This window comes from Pseudobacillus sp. 179-B 2D1 NHS (assembly GCF_045370945.1).
Classification (GTDB): domain Bacteria; phylum Bacillota; class Bacilli; order Bacillales; family Domibacillaceae; genus Pseudobacillus.
In genome coordinates, this window is the sequence record NZ_JBIQDP010000011.1 from 82,626 (window position 1) to 98,299 (window position 15,674).

Consider the following 15,674-nt stretch of genomic DNA (forward strand, 5'->3'; position numbering starts at 1 on the left):
ACACTTGAAAACATCAATAAAGCTGTAGAAGTCCAGGAGTCATTTTATAATTATGTCTACACTTTTGATAAGTTACTTGCCTTCTGTCATAGGATACAGAGGATATTCCCACCGATGCGTACATTCTTCCAACATATAAAATTGGCTTTCTTCATTGGGCACAATGCGAGAGCATTGTTGCCTAGGGATTACACCGTCGCTAGTTACCTCAATCCAGCTTTGACCGGACATTTCGTCATATCTTATTTCTAATTGATTACCATTTACCGTTAAGGTTCGGCCATTCTTCTTATTCTTCGCCATATTGATGAAAGCTTCAATATCGGCTGAACTCACTGGCGATCGAGAAGGAGCCAAATGTATGTCTTTCATTCCTTCCCAAGTAGGGAAGCGAACAATATTTTTAGTGATCCATTGTTCTCTGCCTAATCCTAATGCTTCTTCTGCAGTCAACCGAATTCCACGATCATAATTAACCATTTCAATAGACTGATCATCAAGGCGCTTGCCAACAAAACCGAATATTGTCTTGTAAAAATGGTAATAATACGTGGTTTCACCTAATGTAAAGTCCCGATACTCAATGATAAGCGACTGTTGACCATGGGGAGAATCAATTTTCTTGTAGCTATAATCTCTTATTTGAACCCAAAGATTGAGCATGAGTAAGAATGGAACACTTAGGAATAGGCCTGCAATAATCAATCTATTACTATATCGAGAAGAGCGAAAGCCAAGTATAGCTAAAATAATAATATCAACTGCTAGAGGAATCATATAACCGGTTTGTCTAAAGAAAAGGATGAAATAGCCTGTTAGATGCATAAGGATAAGAATCAAGTTCATGACACCTAGCAAAACGAATGCCAACTTTGTTTTTGTCATTGTCATCTCTCTGCTTTCATTTACAAGTAATCATTAGAATAACAAAGCGGCAGACCCATTAAAAGGTCAAACATCCGTTCCATCCATTTGTTTTGTACAATAGAGCATATAGATTTCTATCAGTCAGACAATTTATTCCTTTATATGGTATTATTGTTATTGAAATACATAAAGGTGGTTTGGAATGGGAAAGTAAAAAATATAGCGCACGACACTGCAACGAAACAAGAGAATATGAAGGGCGGAGCATATGCACTAAATCAACAAGGAGAAGGCACTTCAGATATCGAGAAAGTTAGTAAAATGGTGGCAGTAAAAGTAAAGGAATTGATAGTAACAGTGAACTCGCTGGCAAAAGAAAAAACGAGAGGCTGATGGTAAAAAGAATGTGAATGAAAGGCATATGCAGTAGTCATTGCATTCTTTAAGAACATCTTCAACTACTGAGAGGTGAATCGATTTTGCAACTTGGTTTATCATACAGTTAGGCTGTCTTTCAAGGGGGAAGTTTTATGAGCTTAGTTACGAGTAAAGTAATCATCATATCTGTATTCCTGCTGATCATCACAATGATTGAAACGTTAGCTTATTCAGCTAGAATTTCGGGGGCGAGGGTAAAGTTAATAGCAACCGCTTTATCCTTGTTTAGTACGTTAGTGATCATTTCAAGATTTTCTACCATGATCCAACAGCCACTAACAGCAAAGCTTATTGCAGAAGCACCGCACTTAAACAAATTAGACTACATAGAAGAGCAATACAGAATTTTAATTGGAGTAACGTCTGTTGGGGTATTACTTGGAATTCTTCTCTTTCCTACGTTCATTAATATCTTTTCACGGGCTATTGTTCAATTATCTAATGAGCGAGGTTCAATCATGGCACTGCTTTTTAAGTATGTTAATAAAAAAGGAATTGCAAAGGGATTTAGCTGTTTTAGGCTACCCAGATTAACATACCTTAAAGGGATTACTTTAAAAACAATCCCTAAGCGGATTTTCGTGATAAATGTCATTATTTCAGCTGTTTTTACTATTGGTGTCCTTTCGTCTATATATGCATCTATGCTAGTTCCACAAGATTACTCGCAGGCTGCCTTAATGTCATCAGGCATTATCAATGGTGTGGCAACTATTCTGTTGACGCTATTTGTTGATCCGAAAGCTTCAGTATTGGCTGATAGAGTGGTTAAAAAACAAAGCAGTTATGTTTATTTAAAAAGTTATTCCCTTACAATGGTCAGTTCAAAATTATTAGGCACGTTTGTGGCGCAGCTTTTATTTATTCCTGCTGCTTACTATGTCGCTTGGTTTGCTGAATGGATTTAATTTGATTTGTATGCGCAAACGAGGGATCATCCATAGAATGATTTACATAAATAAAAAGAAGTTGAGTATCTAAAAGGATCCTCAGCTTTTTTTGTTTGAATTTAGAGAAATGCCTAGAGAAGGACAAAGGAAATTAAATCTGTCCTTTTCAATATACTTGATAAATTTCCAGTTTATTGTTGATATTTGAATTCCAAATGTGTAAAATTACACTAAATTAAACATAAGTAACTAAGGGGATGCTCTATGAATGAGAAAGATGTGATTGATGTTATTTCCAAAAAAGTAAAACTAGTAAGACATGAAAAAGGATATACACAAGAGAAAATGGCAGAGGTCCTTGGGATTTCTAAAAAAACATTAGTTCAGATTGAAAAAGGGCGAACGTCTGCTACATGGACGTGCGTCATTGCTCTTTGCGCTCTATTTAGAGATTCTGAAGTTATTCAGGCAGCCTTAGGTGAAGACCCTCTGGAAGTAATAGAAACATTAGCACACGGGAACATTGATAGACCTAGAGAAAAAACACTCGGTGGAAAGATTTGGTGGAAACAGATTAAAAAAGAAAACGACTTCATTTTACAGCAGAATGTGATCAGCAAACATTATCGGATTATTGATAGGGACAATTACCGGTGGTTTAGTTCATTGGATCAAGATGAAACGCTTATATATTTTGATGAACTTTTAAAAAATAATGCCACCACTCTTTAAGATTTGCAGGAGAGTATAATGAATTTAAGGAGATCACAAACATGACCACTAAGCAGATCGTACTTATAATAACGGCGGTTAGCCTGCTCTTTTTATTAGTGCCGTTTATGATGATCCTCCGTCTGAACTACGGTAACCCATACGAAATCTATCTCGTCAATAAGCATGTACCTTCCTATCTTGAGAAAATGGGGTATACGGAGGAATCGATAATAGAACAGCATGAGGGTGAACCGAAAGAATCTTCAAATAAAGAATATCTTCATACTCAATATATGGTGAAGTTCAAAGATGAGCCAGATATAACGTATTATTATGGAGTAAGGAAAAAAGGGAAGATTGTCAAGCAGTTTTGTGAAAGGTATAGCCCAAGGTATAGAGAGATTAAAAAACCCACCAAACATAGTGAAGAGGACTGTGTGCATTATCATGAGAATCAGTAAAAAGTCGTTTTCAGTCAGTGCAGCCGCTAGCGAAGCTTTCATAAATACGAAAACATGTCTATAAATAAAAACTAAAGGCAAATAAACTTTATCTTTTAAAATCCTCTAAAATAATCTAACCATGCTAGAATAAAAGCGATTGAAAAAGAATAAAAAGTTACAAGATTGCCTAACAGTAATATATACTTAAGCGGTCTTTGGTTAATCAAAAGAGACAATACAAGCGCAACTATAGGTAAAACAATAAAACAGAGCTGCAGCGTTATATTTACAAAATTATGTGCTCCCCAAGGGCTCACGCTAAATGCGCCATATTTGACATTATAATACTTTACAGCGATAAAAAAGAGCCAAATAATGATAGTTATAGCAGTATAAATAACTGAGTTTTTATTCAAACAGACACCTCTTTCTTGTAAAGTTTTGCGGATTCATTTTGAGCGTATGTGTATAGTATGAGCACATAAGGAAACGCCCGGGGATTATTAAACTTCCAGATAAGCACAGTTTAGAAGAGCTGAATTCAAAATTGAAAGCAGAAAAAATAGTAACCTGTTTCTTGTCTCATAGAGGGTGATGGGTCAAATTTGTATTTAGAAAGGCTGTTTAAAAGTCAACGCATGGCCGACTTTTAAACAGTTTTTTTTTCATAAATAAATAGGTGTTGATAATGAATGTAATCAAAAAAATGAGCATGGTGGCGAACGGGATCTTCATCTAGTTCTTTGGCTCGCTTGATGACCTCTTCAGCTATGTCCTGCTTGCCAATTCGTTTCAGATAAGCTTGCAAATAATAATACACAGATAATGACTCATACGAAACAGCAGGCTGTAGAGATTGGCGATCGTATTGACCAAAAAGTTTGTGCTTATTGTTCCACTCTTTTAACAGCCATTCATTTAGTTGATCCGAGTTGTAGCCAATATTTTTCCGATTAATAGCAATTAGCAACTGATCGATCATATGCACCGTTTTATTGTGCACATAGGTTTCTTTTTCTATATTATAATATTCGGGAAAGAAGAGATCCTTGTTGTTATTTAAGCGAGTGAGAAGCTGCTTCGATTGCAGGGTGTCTGGGAAAAGAGAAAAAAATCCGGTGTTAAATAACTTAGAGTCATTCGTGACGATGACTTTTCCAGCGACCAATCGTAGAAGTCAACATAATAACCTGCTTTCTTTTGCTTTTTCGCTATCGTGTTTTGAATGCTTTGGGCCCATTGTTTATACGTTGGTTCTTCGAAAACTTGGCTAGCTTTTTGGAGTGCAGCGATAATCCGGACATCATCAATTAATGCATTTGTGTTAGCCTTCTTAGCCAGTTCCCATTTCACATAAGTTTCTCCTTTGTAGAGAACAGCCAAGTAACTGTTTTTCCTTCAATCCTATCTAACACAATGTTTATTCCCGCTTCGTCAGTATCCTTAAAAATCCTTTCTTGCCATTGTTCTAGATTTGTATTAAACGGCCTTTCTTAGTTAGATACAACATTACCCATATGTACACAGCGGGTGGAGAAAATAACAGAGGTAAGTCAGTTATGTAATTATAATATGAAGCATTGCTAACCTACAAAGGGAACTTATGAACAACTTATTAAAATTAATTTGGTTGTCTTTGTTGTTAACTTACAAAATGAACCTTCGGCTTTCTTTTATATAGAAAATAAAAAACTGGACCTCAATTTTGAAGTCCAGGCTCATTGCCGTGCATTACGGCTACCTATTTTAAAGTAGCTTTAATGTGAGGCTGTAGTAGTTACTTACTTCTCGCAAGCCCAACCGTCTTTATCGCGGTCGTGTTTTGAATCGTAAGCAGGGTGTCCCTTGGCCACACCTTTTGGATATTTCTTTCTAAGCTCTGTGCAGTTTTTAAATGATTCTTTTTTAGGTGCAGGCTTGGGCGCTGGTTTAGGCGCTGGCTTTGGCTTTGGAGCCGGCTTTGGTTTAGGCGCTGGCTTTGCTGGAGCCGGTTTTGGTTTCACTGGTGTGGTTTTTGGAGCACAAGCTCCATTCATAGCGTTTGCACTAGACCAGATGCCAAGTTTTTTTTCTTTAGCAGTGGCTTCAGCAGCCTGTAACTCTTCTAAATACTGAGTGTTTGGCGGAAAGATCGCAACACGGGCCAATCCTTTTTCTAATAATGTTTTGTTGAACATTTTGTTATCTAAATAAATATAAGCAAGAACACGGCCGTATTGGTCACGAGTCTGAACACCAAGTTCTACTTTCACATTTTTTCCCTGTAAGCTTTTTTTGGTAAAGTCAGATGCTTCTGGACCAAATAATTGCACGCACTTGTTGGGGTCTTTTGTCTCGGGTGTATCCACCAAAATCATACGCACAGTTTCTTTTCTACCTTTATACATGACTTTAATAGTGTCTCCATCAATGACTTCAGTAACCTTTGAAGTAACAGCTGTTGTAGGTGCAGCTGCCTGAACATTTATGGCAAAAGGTGTAAATGAGCTGCCAAGCAAGGATAAAGACAGGACAGCCGCAGCAATAGGCTTAAATAATTCTGATTTTTTGTTAAACATAATGTAGCTCCTTTTATAAATAGATAATAAGACTTGTGATTAAAGTACTGGTAATGACATAAAAATAAAGACACGTTATCACGTGTATAAGCAGAAAAACACCTTCTATAGTATCCTATAAATTGAATTGAAATGCTATATTATCTTTTCGTCAAATAACGACAAAAGTCCTTGAGATGAGCAATGATTATCCGTATTTTGTCTTCGGAACGAGGAGGGAAATGCATGGGGTAGGTCTTTATTATCAGGTGTTTTGTAATGATAGTTTGGCAGTTGGAATTTTTGTGATTCATATGTGTTCTTTCTCAGGATAGAGAAATAATTTTAGAATGGGGATAGATGGAATGGTCAAGCCATTTCATGCCATTCCTAAAAGAGGAGAGATCGAACAATGTACTGTGACAGGGAGTAATCATTTAGCACTCGTCAAAATAACGCTCTATTTAACTGTGTGCCAGCTCATGTTATAATGAGAAACTTAGGATAATTACGACTTTTGGTCATAATTGAACGGATGCCTGGTAAAAGCCTCCGCCTAGCGATAAAATATGGAGGTGTAAGAGAATGAATAAGCGATGGACAATCGGTAAAATTAAAGAATTCGTTGAGAATAACTCGGAAAGCAAGCTGCTAACGACGGAATATCATGGTTTTTCACAAAAGTTACTGTTTAAATGTGCTTGTGGCAGCAATTTTGAAAAAACATTTACAAAGTTTAAAAATAATCACCAGCGTAAATGTGACGTATGCCAACCGCCAAAAGCGTCACGCTAACGTATGGAGTCCGGAATGAGCTGCGCACAGACTAGCCCATATTTTTAACAAAACGAAGAGACTTTTTACTGAATAAAAAGGGCTTAATGCTCAAATTGATGTTTCCACTAGAAAGAAAATTTTAAAAGTGAGTAGGCGAACGACATGATTGAGATAAAAACATCTCCCCTAAGTGATGGAGAATTCAATAGAGGGGTATTTGCTACATGTGATATCAAAAAAGGAGAGCTGTTGCATGAAGCGCCAGTTATTTCTTATCCGAATGACCAACATCCATACATTGAGAAAACTTTACTTGCGGATTACGCTTTTGAGTATGGGATAAATCACTCGGCCATCCTTCTTGGTTATGGAATGCTGTTTAATCATTCTTATGAACCGAATGCCACGTATGAGATTAATTTTAAGAATCACACATTTGATTTCTATGCTTTCACAGATATAAAAGCAGGAGAAGAAATTTTAATTAATTATAACGGCGACGTGGATAACAAAGATCAACTATGGTTTGATCAGGACTAACAAGGATAGCAAAATAATAAAAAAACATTTCATCTATCCTCACTGCTGGGATAGTCACCATTTGCCAATATGAAATAAACAAAGCGAAATCCCGCTGATTTTTTATGTTTTCAGTGGGATTTATTCATTTCATTTAATATATCTTCGTTAAAGTCTTATCCACCTGTTTCTCATTTTCTTTCATCTCATGATTATTCACTGTACGTTGTGTTTTGCAAAAAAAACCGAAAGGGGAGAGGGAAGTCGGTAGGTTGTCTATCTTTGTTGGGCAATTGATAAAGGATAATTGAGTTTGATGGGAAATTTTGTTTTTCAGGATGAATCCCTTTAACCACAGTGGCCGTTTTATTAATAATGAAGATAGTAAGAGCAGTTACTGAGAAGGTGAACCAGGTAAAATTAAACAAATTTGGTAACTCTGCATATTGAAAGTAACATCATCCTTCTTCTCCGACTAAAGAGGGAGTTTTAATGAAAGAAGAGCATATAAGTTTATATGACATAAGAAAAGAACAAGGTATCTTAACATTTCCAAAAACGAAAAGTATAATGACCTTGTTCTCCATGAATGATTAAACATCAAGAGTAATGAATTGACTTAAGAATTATTTTTGTTTATTTAGCGTGTTTACTATTAGTGAGCAACTTGTCCGCCATCGGCTGCATAAACAAAACCGTTACAGAAACTTGCCGCATCGGAAGAAAGGAAGACTACTACTTCAGCGATTTCTTCTGGTTTAGCAGAACGGCGCATTGGAACGTTAGAAATAACTTCTGCCCATGTCTCTGGATCATCTTTCCACATTTGAGTCATTGGTGTTTCTGTTAAACCTGGTGCTACAGCGTTTACACGGATGCCATCTTCGGCGTGATCAATGGCAGCTGCTTTCGTTAAACCAGTTACTGCATGCTTGGCAGTAACGTATGGTGCCATATTAGGGTCTGCGATTAAACCAGCTACTGAAGCAGTGTTTACAATGGTACCCCCACCGTTAGCAATCATATGTTCAAGCTCATGTTTCACAGCAAAGAATACACCTTTTACATCAACAGACATCACTTTATCAAATGCATCCTCTTCAATATCTACGAATTTTGCTGGTTTATTTAAAACGCCAGCGTTATTGAATGCATGATGTAATCCACCAAACTTTTCTACTGTTTGTTTAACAAGTGATTTTAATTGTTCTGAGTTTGTCACGTCTGTTTTAAAGAATACAGCTTCTCCGCCTTCTTTTTCAATTAGTTCCACGGTTTCTTTTGCGCGATCATCTACGTCACCAATGGCCACTTTCGCACCACGGCGAGCAAAAGCAAGCGCTGTAGCACGTCCAATCCCAGTTGCTGCTCCAGTGATTAAGACAACACGACCTTCAAAATCTTTTATGCTCATATTATTTTCCTCCTCATTGCTCTTTGGTGTTCATCATAAAAGCTGCTTAATTGGTTACATGTGTAGTATAGCTTTCTTAAAAAAGCGCATTCAATATTTTTGTGAGAATGAGCTTATTCCTTTATAGTTATAAGCATAAGAAGGTGAATGAAAATGCAATTAACGCAATTAGAATATTTTTTAGTAGTCGCGCGATTTGAGCATATGTCAAAAGCTGCATTGGAGTTGGAGATTTCACAATCCTCCTTAAGTAAAACTATTGCCCGTTTAGAGGATGATATTGGGGTGCCGCTATTTGATCGAAAAGGGAAATCTATTCGTTTAAACGAATATGGTCGTATTTTTTATGAAAAGGCAGAAAAGGCTTTAGCTGATTTGCAGGCGGCAAAACTAGAAATTCAAGAGCTGGCTAATATTCGTGAAGATAGTGTAACGATTAACGTAATGAATTCAAAGCTGTTGCCCAAATTATTTTTTGATTTTTATAAAAAGCGCCCCAATGTTAAATTCCACCAGTATTTATTACCAGATAAATTAGCCCAACAAAAGCTAATTTCCGGTGAAATTGATTTGATGATTGTTATTCATCCCATTGTGGATCGAAGGATAGAGTGGGTGCCGCTATTTACGGAAGAGGTCTTTTTAGTCGTTCCAAGAAATCACCCTCTGGCAGCTAAAGAAAGTGTTTCATTGATCGAGGCTAAAGAGGAACTGTTTATTTTGTCAGAAACAGGTCAAAGTTTTCGCACAACAGAAAATCGAATATTCGAAAAAGCGGGTTTTACTCCGCGTATTGCCTTTGAAGGGGAAGACCTGTCTGTGATTTTACAATTAGTGAACGAAGGAAAAGGAATTTCCTTTATTTTTAAAAATTCATTTTTAGATGTGTATTTAGACAATGTAAAAATCTTAAAGATTTCAAATCCAGATTGCTTTCAAACGGTAGGGATTGCTTGGAATAAAGAGAGAAAGAGCTCATTTGTTGTTAACAGTTTTCGGGATTTTGCTATTACCTTTTTGAAAGAGGAGACTATTTTTAATGAGGAAGATAGAGGAAATGGTGTTAGCCGGATTACATAATGGCAGATGAAGGTATCGTTATCCTTTAGTTTTGAAGAATTATTTTTAATTCAAGCTGGTGAAGAATCATACTTAAGGCAACCGGGACATTTCTTTCATAGGCAGGAATAGAGTTACAGTAGCTTAATCCTTTGTTCAAAGCCGTCCGCTGCGTCTTTCTTCTACCGATGAGGGAAATGCTTAAATGATGGCATATAGTTATGTTAGGCAAAAGTTTTCGGTTTGTCATTTTGTCATTTCCCTCTTGAAGTGGGGGGGATGGCTATGAGCCTATAGTCTCCCGATAGGTTGGTGAAAATCCGGTTTGATATTACTTCATCCATCCTTTCTTCATAGGAACAGCAGCCATTCGCATGTCTGCTGTCTTTTCGGCTTTCGCCAGATAACTCAATCTTGTGTCCATAGAAAAAACACCTTTAAGTTGTATGTAAGTATTTAATACCCTCATTGCAACTTAAAGGTGGTTTTTAGAAGTTTCATTTTAAGGCGGTATTTGATTGTCCTACATATTCAATGCATGGGTTCCTGTCCATCGGTTGGCTTTAAAATTGGATTGGGGACGGGCTCATTAGCTGATTGTGGATTTGTCAGTCTCTCTTCATACCTGCGGTTAGCCGCATAAAATTGGTCTTCCAACCATCCAGCTTGCTCATGTGTTAGCTCCAATACAAGTTCATTATTAGTATCATCATAGGCAGTTAAAAGTACATAGCTTTTGTTGTCACGAGTGACATTAGCTACTCTAAGGTAAAGATTTTTAACTTCCAACCTTAAGTGCATTCCGTCCATGAATATAACCTCCCTAAAGCGTTTGTAATTACTATTCACTGGAAGGAAAAAGAGTATACAGGCAAGTTAAAGTCCACTAGTTTGAAACGAGGAGATGGATTGATAGAAAATACGGAGTATCAAAAGTCTACTGTAAAAAAAGCATAATAAAGATGAGAACGTCAGGTTTTAAACCAACAAATCTAAAATATTGAGCTATGCGGCAAATAAAGCAAGTGTAAGCATTTATCTTTCCAGCTTGAAGATATCTCAATGAGGATAGGGGAAAGAATAAAATGTATGAAGAGGCAATCATACGAAAGCGGAAACGTCCAACGTTATCCAGCTCAACGAAGGATAGATGAAAGACTGAAAACATACGAATCTCTCTTAAGACCAATCCACCATCTTACCGAGGATCATAAGCAGGTGTTATTTGAGTTCTTGATTCTTTGATCATTATGGTTAATTTATCAATAAATGTAATTTTTGTGGTAATATAAATATAAAAGAGGAGAGACAAGTGTTTGAAGTTTTTCATTTTTGTTATTGTTATCATAATTTTAAGTCTTGTATTTATCACTCTAGAAAAAATAATAGATAAACTATTTGATGTAGAAAGAAAGAAGATTTCAGAAACTCCTGGCAAAAACATTGACCGATGGGGGAGGAGCATCATCTTAGTTGTCTTTTTATGTGCTCTAGGTTTTGCTGTTACGAAGGATACAGATATTATCAAATGGTATTGGATCGTGTATTTGGCTCTGTTGTTGGGGTTTCAAGCTTTCCTCGAGTGGAAGTATTTAAGGAATTCAAAACAGTATGTTGCTACACTTGTTTTTTTAACATCGAGTAGTGCAATCATTATTTTTTACATTAATTATTTTATTCAGCTGTTGGGCTGGGGATAGCTCCCTGCACCAATGCATGCATTTTTAAAGCAATAGAGGAATGGATATTTAAACTTATGAGGTGACTATGGTTAATATTGGGGATGTAATATTTCAAATCGCTATGCTTTTATTGGTAATTTTATTCTTTGTGTCAGTGTTTTTATTTATTAGAGGGCTTCGCAAAAATCAATTTTATAGAAGCGATGCTTTAGAGAGAATCGAAAGCAAACTTGATAAAGTCATTGAAAATCAGGAGAAACAACTTAGAGATTAACCGCTTCCTGTATGAGTTATGATGAAGAGGCGTACTTTTTGGCTTACAGGTATCGGGATCGTCCTGTCCATAACTGGAATAGTAAAGAAACCGGAGGAAAATATACTTACCATTCTATTTTTAATTCTCTCCTCTTCATTTTTTATATTTTGGTTCATTGCAATTATTTTATTGTTTACGGGTCAAGTGGAATTTGTCCCATAGTGGCAAGCATACTCATGCAAATCAAAGGCTTCTTTTGTAAAACAAATAAACCAAAACAAGCGATTTCTAGTCTGAAGAAATCGCTTGTTTTAGTGAATAGATATTTCTGTATCAATGTAGATCGGCATTTTCTTGAATCTATTCTAAAAGGGATCATTTGCATCTAGCAATCAGTGGGGACGATTGGACCATTTTTTAACACACCTGTCGGACTTAAGGTGATTAAGAAGGAGTTGATTCAATTGATCATCTTAGCAGAAGTTTTGCGTACAATTGTTATAACGGTACTGATAATTAGTTCTTCTTTTTATTTTAGACAGCTAGTAAAAAATAAGAAACAAAGAAAACTTTCAACCTTTGAATTTACAATGTACCTCACCTTTCAAATTGCATATGCTTTTTTAGCAATCAGTTTACTGATTTTTATATTTGTTGAGTAATTGCTGGACAAGGCGAAGGCTTTGGGCTGACTGACTATGTGTACAGCAAATAGCATCTGATTTTTTAGGACCTTATTAATTAAAATTTACCTTTGTATTAGTTATCGTTGCTTTTTTAGTGAAAATAACGTTCTTTGGCAATGCAATAAAGAAAAACTCCTGAGGATACATTAAGAGGATGAATCTATTTATAGAGGGGGTAATAAAGAAAAAACAGCTAAAAATAGGGGGAATACACATTTTACAGAGGAAAATAGTTTCAGCCACAATCTCCGGCACGTTATTTACTGTTCTCTTAAGCTTAATTGAACCCAATCCCTTTGGGAAACCTATTAACTCAACAGGAGAGTATCTGTTTGCTGTTGTTTCAATATTTACACTGTACATGATGTATACCTTTCCAGCTATTTTACTATACGGAGTTTTTACATCTATAATTAGTGATAAAGTTGGTGAATTCATATCCATTAAAATTAAGAGGAAAAAAGCAGAATTTGTCGTCTCTGCAATGTTGCATGTTCTCTTTGGTCTTATCCTGCGATGGTTTAGTCTGGGTGCTTCGATATTATTTTTTAGTACGGACCAGATAATGAAAAAACGTGTTAGAAGGTATACATGGGTAGAAGCAATCAGTAGTTTAATTATCTCTATTTTGATGTGGATGATTGCTTCGGGGGCTCTTTGGTTGTGGGAGACATGAAAAGCTAGATGTGATGATATGTGAATTAAAGGTGTATAAAGCCATTCATTCAATTTCTTGGGGCGCTTTCACTCACAAAGAGGGATTGAAATAACGATGTTGCTAGTTTAAGAAAGGGTGTATACATGAATTACATTTCAGGTGGTTACTATGTTATTTCCCCTTCAAAAAGAGCAAATTATATGGATCAATCTTTCCTGCCAGAAATAATTGTATCAGCTAGTGAGTGTCTATGTGATCTTCATCCTGAAATAAACATATTATGGGGAGATTCACAAAAGAATAAACGAAATTACGCTGAGAAATGGAATCTTTCAAGAAGTATCTTTGAGAAAATGGAACGATGGGTAGTGGATAAATTTGAGGAGGGAACGTTTCAATTTCCACAAGTGTTTACCACAGTTGATATAGCAAGGGATTTTGCCCACATGTTTCTAAGTCATTTGAATGACATAAAGATCATCGGGGTGGCTTTGCCTGAAAGTCTTGTAGGAGAATTTTTAGATGAGGAAGAGACACTTTCTTTACCTGCTAAAGAGCGGTATGGCGTTGAAGCGCTATTAATGAATAAGATACCAGTAGATACTGAAGCATCAATGTTAAACGGATATGAGGTATTGGGTTTTGAATGTGGAACGTTCCATTCTTATATTTGTAATGGTTTAGAAAAAGACTATAGCGATAAATTCACATTTTCTTTGAACGAAAAGGGCCTCATCCCTACATTGGAAATGGCCATGAAGTATTGTGAGTATAGCAATGATGAAAGGATAGGCACGGAACCTGTATTATGGCTTCCCTGGGCGATATATGAATACAAATTCTAGTTTTATTGAACGAAAAGGTACTTTAGTATAAGTGGGTCTATTAACATTCCTAATAATCATAAGAGTCATTTGGAAAACTTATCAGGTTATGAAAATGAACCTCCACTGAATGGATACTTCTTCAGGGAGGTTCTTTCTTTTATTGAATGTATCTTCTAAAATAAGTAGGATTCTCCGTCAGCTGGCACTAAAACATTAGAGATGCCTTTTTCATTCATAAAACTCTTTAATTCTTCTCTTGACAAAGTCCAGTGGTTGACAGCTTCCATATGAACGGCAATAATTTTAGCGTTGGGAGCAGTTTTATACACTTCATAGACATCCTCTTTCCCCATGACTAGAGAACCGCCTTCAAAGAATTGATTATCTCCGGCATTGACCACAATGACTTCCGGTTTATTTGTGTCGATGACTTTGTGAACTTCTTCATACCAGACTGTATCTCCAGCTACATACAAAGTTTTTTCCGTTGGATGTTTGAAGACCACTCCACATACTTGACCAGCAAGTTGTAAAATGTCTCCTCTTCCATGCTCACCTTTTGTTTTAATCAATTGGATACCTTCAAAGGCTGTGTCCTCTTGTAAAATCTCTATATTTTGGAAGCCTGCATTTCGGATTTCTGCCGCATCTTCTTCGTTTTGAGCATATATTTTGATCTCTTTTGGCAATGCTTCTTTAGCTGCATCATCCCAATGATCATAATGAAGGTGAGTAACGATAACTGCATCAATATTTTGGATAATATGATCAACGGATGTGGGTAAGCTGACTAAAGGATTATTCTGATCTTGTCTGGGTGCATTTGGGAAAGGAGGGTAGGCGCCTTTTTCCGCTAACATTGGGTCGATTAAAAACTTTTTTCCTGCGTATTCAACGATTATAGTTGCATTACGAATTTGCTGTATATTCATATTCATTCACTCCTCTTCTTTGAAATTTTCTTGAACAATGTATATTCTATACTGTGACTCATAGACGGATACATAGATTAAATAAAGTCTTATGGCTGTTTTACTTTATTAATGAAAGGAGTTCAATAAATGTTAGATCACACGGATATTCATATCTTAAATGAATTGACCAAGAACAGTCGGATTACAATGAAAGAACTCGGAAAGAAAGTCCATTTGACTGGACCAGCTGCTTCAGCTAGAGTGGCCAAATTAGAGGAAAGTGGAATTATTGAGGGATACACGATTAAAGTCAATCAGGTGAAAATGGGTTATTCCGTTCATGCAATCATTCACATTTATACAAAAAGCCCAAATCATCAACCGTACCTGTCGTTCATAAAACAACAAGAGCCACACATAATAAATAACTACAAGACCAGTGGAGAAAGTTGCTATCTTCTCGAATGCAAATTTCCATCCAATGAACTGTTAGATGAGTTTTTGACAAGGTTGAGCAATCTTGTAAGCTACAAATTATCAATTATTATTAGCAAATAGTACATGAAAAGAAATAGATAATTGTACGCATATTCACTGCACGACAGGAAACAGGGGTCATTTAAGAATCGAGAAAAGATTGTATTACGGTACTGTTGATAAACGGGCAGAATAGAAATATGATGTATAATAAGAAAAAGTAAAAATACAAATTTTAGTAGACTGTTTTAGATAAAATAGAGAGAAGGTTATAGGATGCTAGAATTAAACGGGAAATACAATATGGCAAAGGTATTTACGGACAATGTGGAGCAAACAGCCATGTCTCAAATTGTTGAGCTATGCAACCAAGAGTTTGCTCAAGATTCCAAGATCCGGATTATGCCGGATACCCACGCGGGGGCTGGATGCACAATCGGAACCACTATGACCATTCAAGACAAAATTGTTCCAAATTTAGTTGGGGTTAACTAAATCGGCTCCAACGTTAAAAAA

At 36.3% G+C, this 15,674-nt stretch carries 22 protein-coding genes and 1 pseudogene; 14 read left to right on the forward strand and 9 right to left on the reverse strand.

Annotated elements, in window-relative coordinates:
• Positions 1-72 precede the first annotated feature (72 nt).
• The gene (locus tag ACH0BF_RS12655) at positions 73-885 is read right to left on the reverse strand and encodes a hypothetical protein (protein ID WP_182916957.1); all 813 of its coding nucleotides are present in this window, start codon (positions 883-885) and stop codon (positions 73-75) included.
• 159 nt (positions 886-1,044) lie between these two features.
• Here ACH0BF_RS12655 and ACH0BF_RS12660 point away from each other — a divergent pair, with 159 nt between their 5' ends.
• The 4 genes from ACH0BF_RS12660 (at position 1,045) to ACH0BF_RS12675 (ending at position 3,370) form a co-directional block, all read left to right on the forward strand.
• Positions 1,045-1,260, forward strand: a complete 216-nt coding sequence (locus ACH0BF_RS12660) for a hypothetical protein (RefSeq protein ID WP_340853714.1) — start codon at positions 1,045-1,047, stop codon at positions 1,258-1,260.
• A gap of 137 nt (positions 1,261-1,397) precedes the next feature.
• A complete protein-coding gene (locus ACH0BF_RS12665; protein ID WP_120032064.1) occupies positions 1,398-2,213 on the forward strand; it encodes a lipid II flippase Amj family protein in 816 nt (271 codons plus the stop codon).
• A 246-nt stretch (positions 2,214-2,459) separates the two neighbouring features.
• Positions 2,460-2,927: a helix-turn-helix domain-containing protein gene (locus ACH0BF_RS12670; protein WP_340853718.1), complete on the forward strand. Its 468-nt coding sequence runs from the start codon at positions 2,460-2,462 to the stop codon at positions 2,925-2,927.
• A 41-nt stretch (positions 2,928-2,968) separates the two neighbouring features.
• Positions 2,969-3,370: a DUF3139 domain-containing protein gene (locus tag ACH0BF_RS12675; RefSeq protein ID WP_120032060.1), complete on the forward strand. Its 402-nt coding sequence runs from the start codon at positions 2,969-2,971 to the stop codon at positions 3,368-3,370.
• A gap of 95 nt (positions 3,371-3,465) precedes the next feature.
• On the opposite strand, the gene ACH0BF_RS12680 is transcribed toward ACH0BF_RS12675, so the two are convergent.
• The 4 genes from ACH0BF_RS12680 to ACH0BF_RS12695 form a co-directional block, all read right to left on the reverse strand.
• Positions 3,466-3,768, reverse strand: coding sequence for a hypothetical protein (locus ACH0BF_RS12680; protein ID WP_120032058.1), 303 nt, complete (start codon positions 3,766-3,768; stop codon positions 3,466-3,468).
• Between the two features lie 233 nt (positions 3,769-4,001).
• The gene (locus tag ACH0BF_RS12685) at positions 4,002-4,355 is read right to left on the reverse strand and encodes a hypothetical protein (RefSeq protein ID WP_340853722.1); all 354 of its coding nucleotides are present in this window, start codon (positions 4,353-4,355) and stop codon (positions 4,002-4,004) included.
• 56 nt (positions 4,356-4,411) lie between these two features.
• Positions 4,412-4,705 carry a hypothetical protein gene (locus ACH0BF_RS12690; protein WP_340853723.1) on the reverse strand — a complete coding sequence of 98 codons (294 nt, stop codon included), beginning with the start codon at positions 4,703-4,705 and terminating at the stop codon, positions 4,412-4,414.
• Between the two features lie 428 nt (positions 4,706-5,133).
• The gene (locus ACH0BF_RS12695; protein ID WP_406909438.1) at positions 5,134-5,910 is read right to left on the reverse strand and encodes a thermonuclease family protein; all 777 of its coding nucleotides are present in this window, start codon (positions 5,908-5,910) and stop codon (positions 5,134-5,136) included.
• Positions 5,911-6,254: 344 nt separating this feature from the next.
• Between ACH0BF_RS12695 and ACH0BF_RS12700 the strand changes: the two genes are divergently transcribed.
• The 3 genes from ACH0BF_RS12700 (at position 6,255) to ACH0BF_RS12710 (ending at position 7,206) form a co-directional block, all read left to right on the forward strand.
• A complete protein-coding gene (locus ACH0BF_RS12700; RefSeq protein ID WP_259455556.1) occupies positions 6,255-6,380 on the forward strand; it encodes a hypothetical protein in 126 nt (41 codons plus the stop codon).
• 94 nt (positions 6,381-6,474) lie between these two features.
• Positions 6,475-6,684, forward strand: coding sequence for a hypothetical protein (locus ACH0BF_RS12705; RefSeq protein ID WP_120032050.1), 210 nt, complete (start codon positions 6,475-6,477; stop codon positions 6,682-6,684).
• 144 nt (positions 6,685-6,828) lie between these two features.
• Positions 6,829-7,206 (forward strand): SET domain-containing protein, encoded by a 378-nt coding sequence (locus ACH0BF_RS12710; RefSeq protein ID WP_120032048.1) that lies wholly within the window; start codon positions 6,829-6,831, stop codon positions 7,204-7,206.
• A 634-nt stretch (positions 7,207-7,840) separates the two neighbouring features.
• Here ACH0BF_RS12710 and ACH0BF_RS12715 read toward each other — a convergent pair.
• Positions 7,841-8,599 (reverse strand): SDR family NAD(P)-dependent oxidoreductase, encoded by a 759-nt coding sequence (locus tag ACH0BF_RS12715; protein WP_340853726.1) that lies wholly within the window; start codon positions 8,597-8,599, stop codon positions 7,841-7,843.
• Between the two features lie 153 nt (positions 8,600-8,752).
• Here ACH0BF_RS12715 and ACH0BF_RS12720 point away from each other — a divergent pair, with 153 nt between their 5' ends.
• Entirely contained in the window at positions 8,753-9,679 is a 927-nt protein-coding gene (locus ACH0BF_RS12720; RefSeq protein WP_182916955.1) for a LysR family transcriptional regulator, read from the forward strand.
• A 25-nt stretch (positions 9,680-9,704) separates the two neighbouring features.
• On the opposite strand, the gene ACH0BF_RS12725 is transcribed toward ACH0BF_RS12720, so the two are convergent.
• A complete protein-coding gene (locus ACH0BF_RS12725; protein ID WP_120032042.1) occupies positions 9,705-9,908 on the reverse strand; it encodes a hypothetical protein in 204 nt (67 codons plus the stop codon).
• A gap of 281 nt (positions 9,909-10,189) precedes the next feature.
• Positions 10,190-10,468, reverse strand: a complete 279-nt coding sequence (locus ACH0BF_RS12730) for a hypothetical protein (RefSeq protein WP_120032040.1) — start codon at positions 10,466-10,468, stop codon at positions 10,190-10,192.
• A gap of 506 nt (positions 10,469-10,974) precedes the next feature.
• Between ACH0BF_RS12730 and ACH0BF_RS12735 the strand changes: the two genes are divergently transcribed.
• From ACH0BF_RS12735 to ACH0BF_RS12750, 4 genes are all read left to right on the forward strand, one after another.
• A complete protein-coding gene (locus ACH0BF_RS12735) occupies positions 10,975-11,358 on the forward strand; it encodes a DUF4181 domain-containing protein (RefSeq protein ID WP_120032037.1) in 384 nt (127 codons plus the stop codon).
• A gap of 67 nt (positions 11,359-11,425) precedes the next feature.
• On the forward strand, positions 11,426-11,614 hold the full coding sequence (locus ACH0BF_RS12740; protein ID WP_120032035.1) for a DUF4083 family protein: 189 nt from the start codon (positions 11,426-11,428) through the stop codon (positions 11,612-11,614).
• Between the two features lie 822 nt (positions 11,615-12,436).
• Positions 12,437-12,958 (forward strand): hypothetical protein, encoded by a 522-nt coding sequence (locus ACH0BF_RS12745; RefSeq protein ID WP_406909439.1) that lies wholly within the window; start codon positions 12,437-12,439, stop codon positions 12,956-12,958.
• A 125-nt stretch (positions 12,959-13,083) separates the two neighbouring features.
• On the forward strand, positions 13,084-13,785 hold the full coding sequence (locus ACH0BF_RS12750; protein ID WP_406909440.1) for a hypothetical protein: 702 nt from the start codon (positions 13,084-13,086) through the stop codon (positions 13,783-13,785).
• 155 nt (positions 13,786-13,940) lie between these two features.
• Here ACH0BF_RS12750 and ACH0BF_RS12755 read toward each other — a convergent pair whose 3' ends face one another.
• Positions 13,941-14,699, reverse strand: a complete 759-nt coding sequence (locus tag ACH0BF_RS12755; RefSeq protein ID WP_120032033.1) for an MBL fold metallo-hydrolase — start codon at positions 14,697-14,699, stop codon at positions 13,941-13,943.
• A gap of 129 nt (positions 14,700-14,828) precedes the next feature.
• On the opposite strand from ACH0BF_RS12755, the gene ACH0BF_RS12760 reads away from it, so the two are divergent.
• Both ACH0BF_RS12760 and ACH0BF_RS12765 read left to right on the forward strand, forming a co-directional pair.
• On the forward strand, positions 14,829-15,239 hold the full coding sequence (locus ACH0BF_RS12760; RefSeq protein WP_340853732.1) for an Lrp/AsnC family transcriptional regulator: 411 nt from the start codon (positions 14,829-14,831) through the stop codon (positions 15,237-15,239).
• 195 nt (positions 15,240-15,434) lie between these two features.
• A pseudogene (locus ACH0BF_RS12765) lies at positions 15,435-15,650 on the forward strand (RtcB family protein); the annotation flags it as partial.
• Positions 15,651-15,674: the final 24 nt, after the last annotated feature.

Bases quoted from the DNA above. Each gene is read 5' to 3' on its own strand.
- ACH0BF_RS12715 (WP_340853726.1), bottom strand. From the start codon at position 8,599: ATGAGCATAAAAGATTTTGAAGGTCGTGTTGTCTTAATCACTGGAGCA.
- ACH0BF_RS12755 (WP_120032033.1), bottom strand. From the start codon at position 14,699: ATGAATATACAGCAAATTCGTAATGCAACTATAATCGTTGAATACGCA.
- ACH0BF_RS12730 (WP_120032040.1), bottom strand. From the start codon at position 10,468: ATGGACGGAATGCACTTAAGGTTGGAAGTTAAAAATCTTTACCTTAGA.
- ACH0BF_RS12750 (WP_406909440.1), top strand. From the start codon at position 13,084: ATGAATTACATTTCAGGTGGTTACTATGTTATTTCCCCTTCAAAAAGA.
- ACH0BF_RS12705 (WP_120032050.1), top strand. From the start codon at position 6,475: ATGAATAAGCGATGGACAATCGGTAAAATTAAAGAATTCGTTGAGAAT.
- ACH0BF_RS12725 (WP_120032042.1), bottom strand. From the start codon at position 9,908: ATGACAAACCGAAAACTTTTGCCTAACATAACTATATGCCATCATTTA.
- ACH0BF_RS12745 (WP_406909439.1), top strand. From the start codon at position 12,437: ATGAATCTATTTATAGAGGGGGTAATAAAGAAAAAACAGCTAAAAATA.
- ACH0BF_RS12710 (WP_120032048.1), top strand. From the start codon at position 6,829: ATGATTGAGATAAAAACATCTCCCCTAAGTGATGGAGAATTCAATAGA.
- ACH0BF_RS12740 (WP_120032035.1), top strand. From the start codon at position 11,426: ATGGTTAATATTGGGGATGTAATATTTCAAATCGCTATGCTTTTATTG.
- ACH0BF_RS12700 (WP_259455556.1), top strand. From the start codon at position 6,255: ATGGTCAAGCCATTTCATGCCATTCCTAAAAGAGGAGAGATCGAACAA.
- ACH0BF_RS12675 (WP_120032060.1), top strand. From the start codon at position 2,969: ATGACCACTAAGCAGATCGTACTTATAATAACGGCGGTTAGCCTGCTC.
- ACH0BF_RS12695 (WP_406909438.1), bottom strand. From the start codon at position 5,910: ATGTTTAACAAAAAATCAGAATTATTTAAGCCTATTGCTGCGGCTGTC.
- ACH0BF_RS12655 (WP_182916957.1), bottom strand. From the start codon at position 885: ATGACAAAAACAAAGTTGGCATTCGTTTTGCTAGGTGTCATGAACTTG.
- ACH0BF_RS12760 (WP_340853732.1), top strand. From the start codon at position 14,829: ATGTTAGATCACACGGATATTCATATCTTAAATGAATTGACCAAGAAC.
- ACH0BF_RS12720 (WP_182916955.1), top strand. From the start codon at position 8,753: ATGCAATTAACGCAATTAGAATATTTTTTAGTAGTCGCGCGATTTGAG.
- ACH0BF_RS12670 (WP_340853718.1), top strand. From the start codon at position 2,460: ATGAATGAGAAAGATGTGATTGATGTTATTTCCAAAAAAGTAAAACTA.
- ACH0BF_RS12665 (WP_120032064.1), top strand. From the start codon at position 1,398: ATGAGCTTAGTTACGAGTAAAGTAATCATCATATCTGTATTCCTGCTG.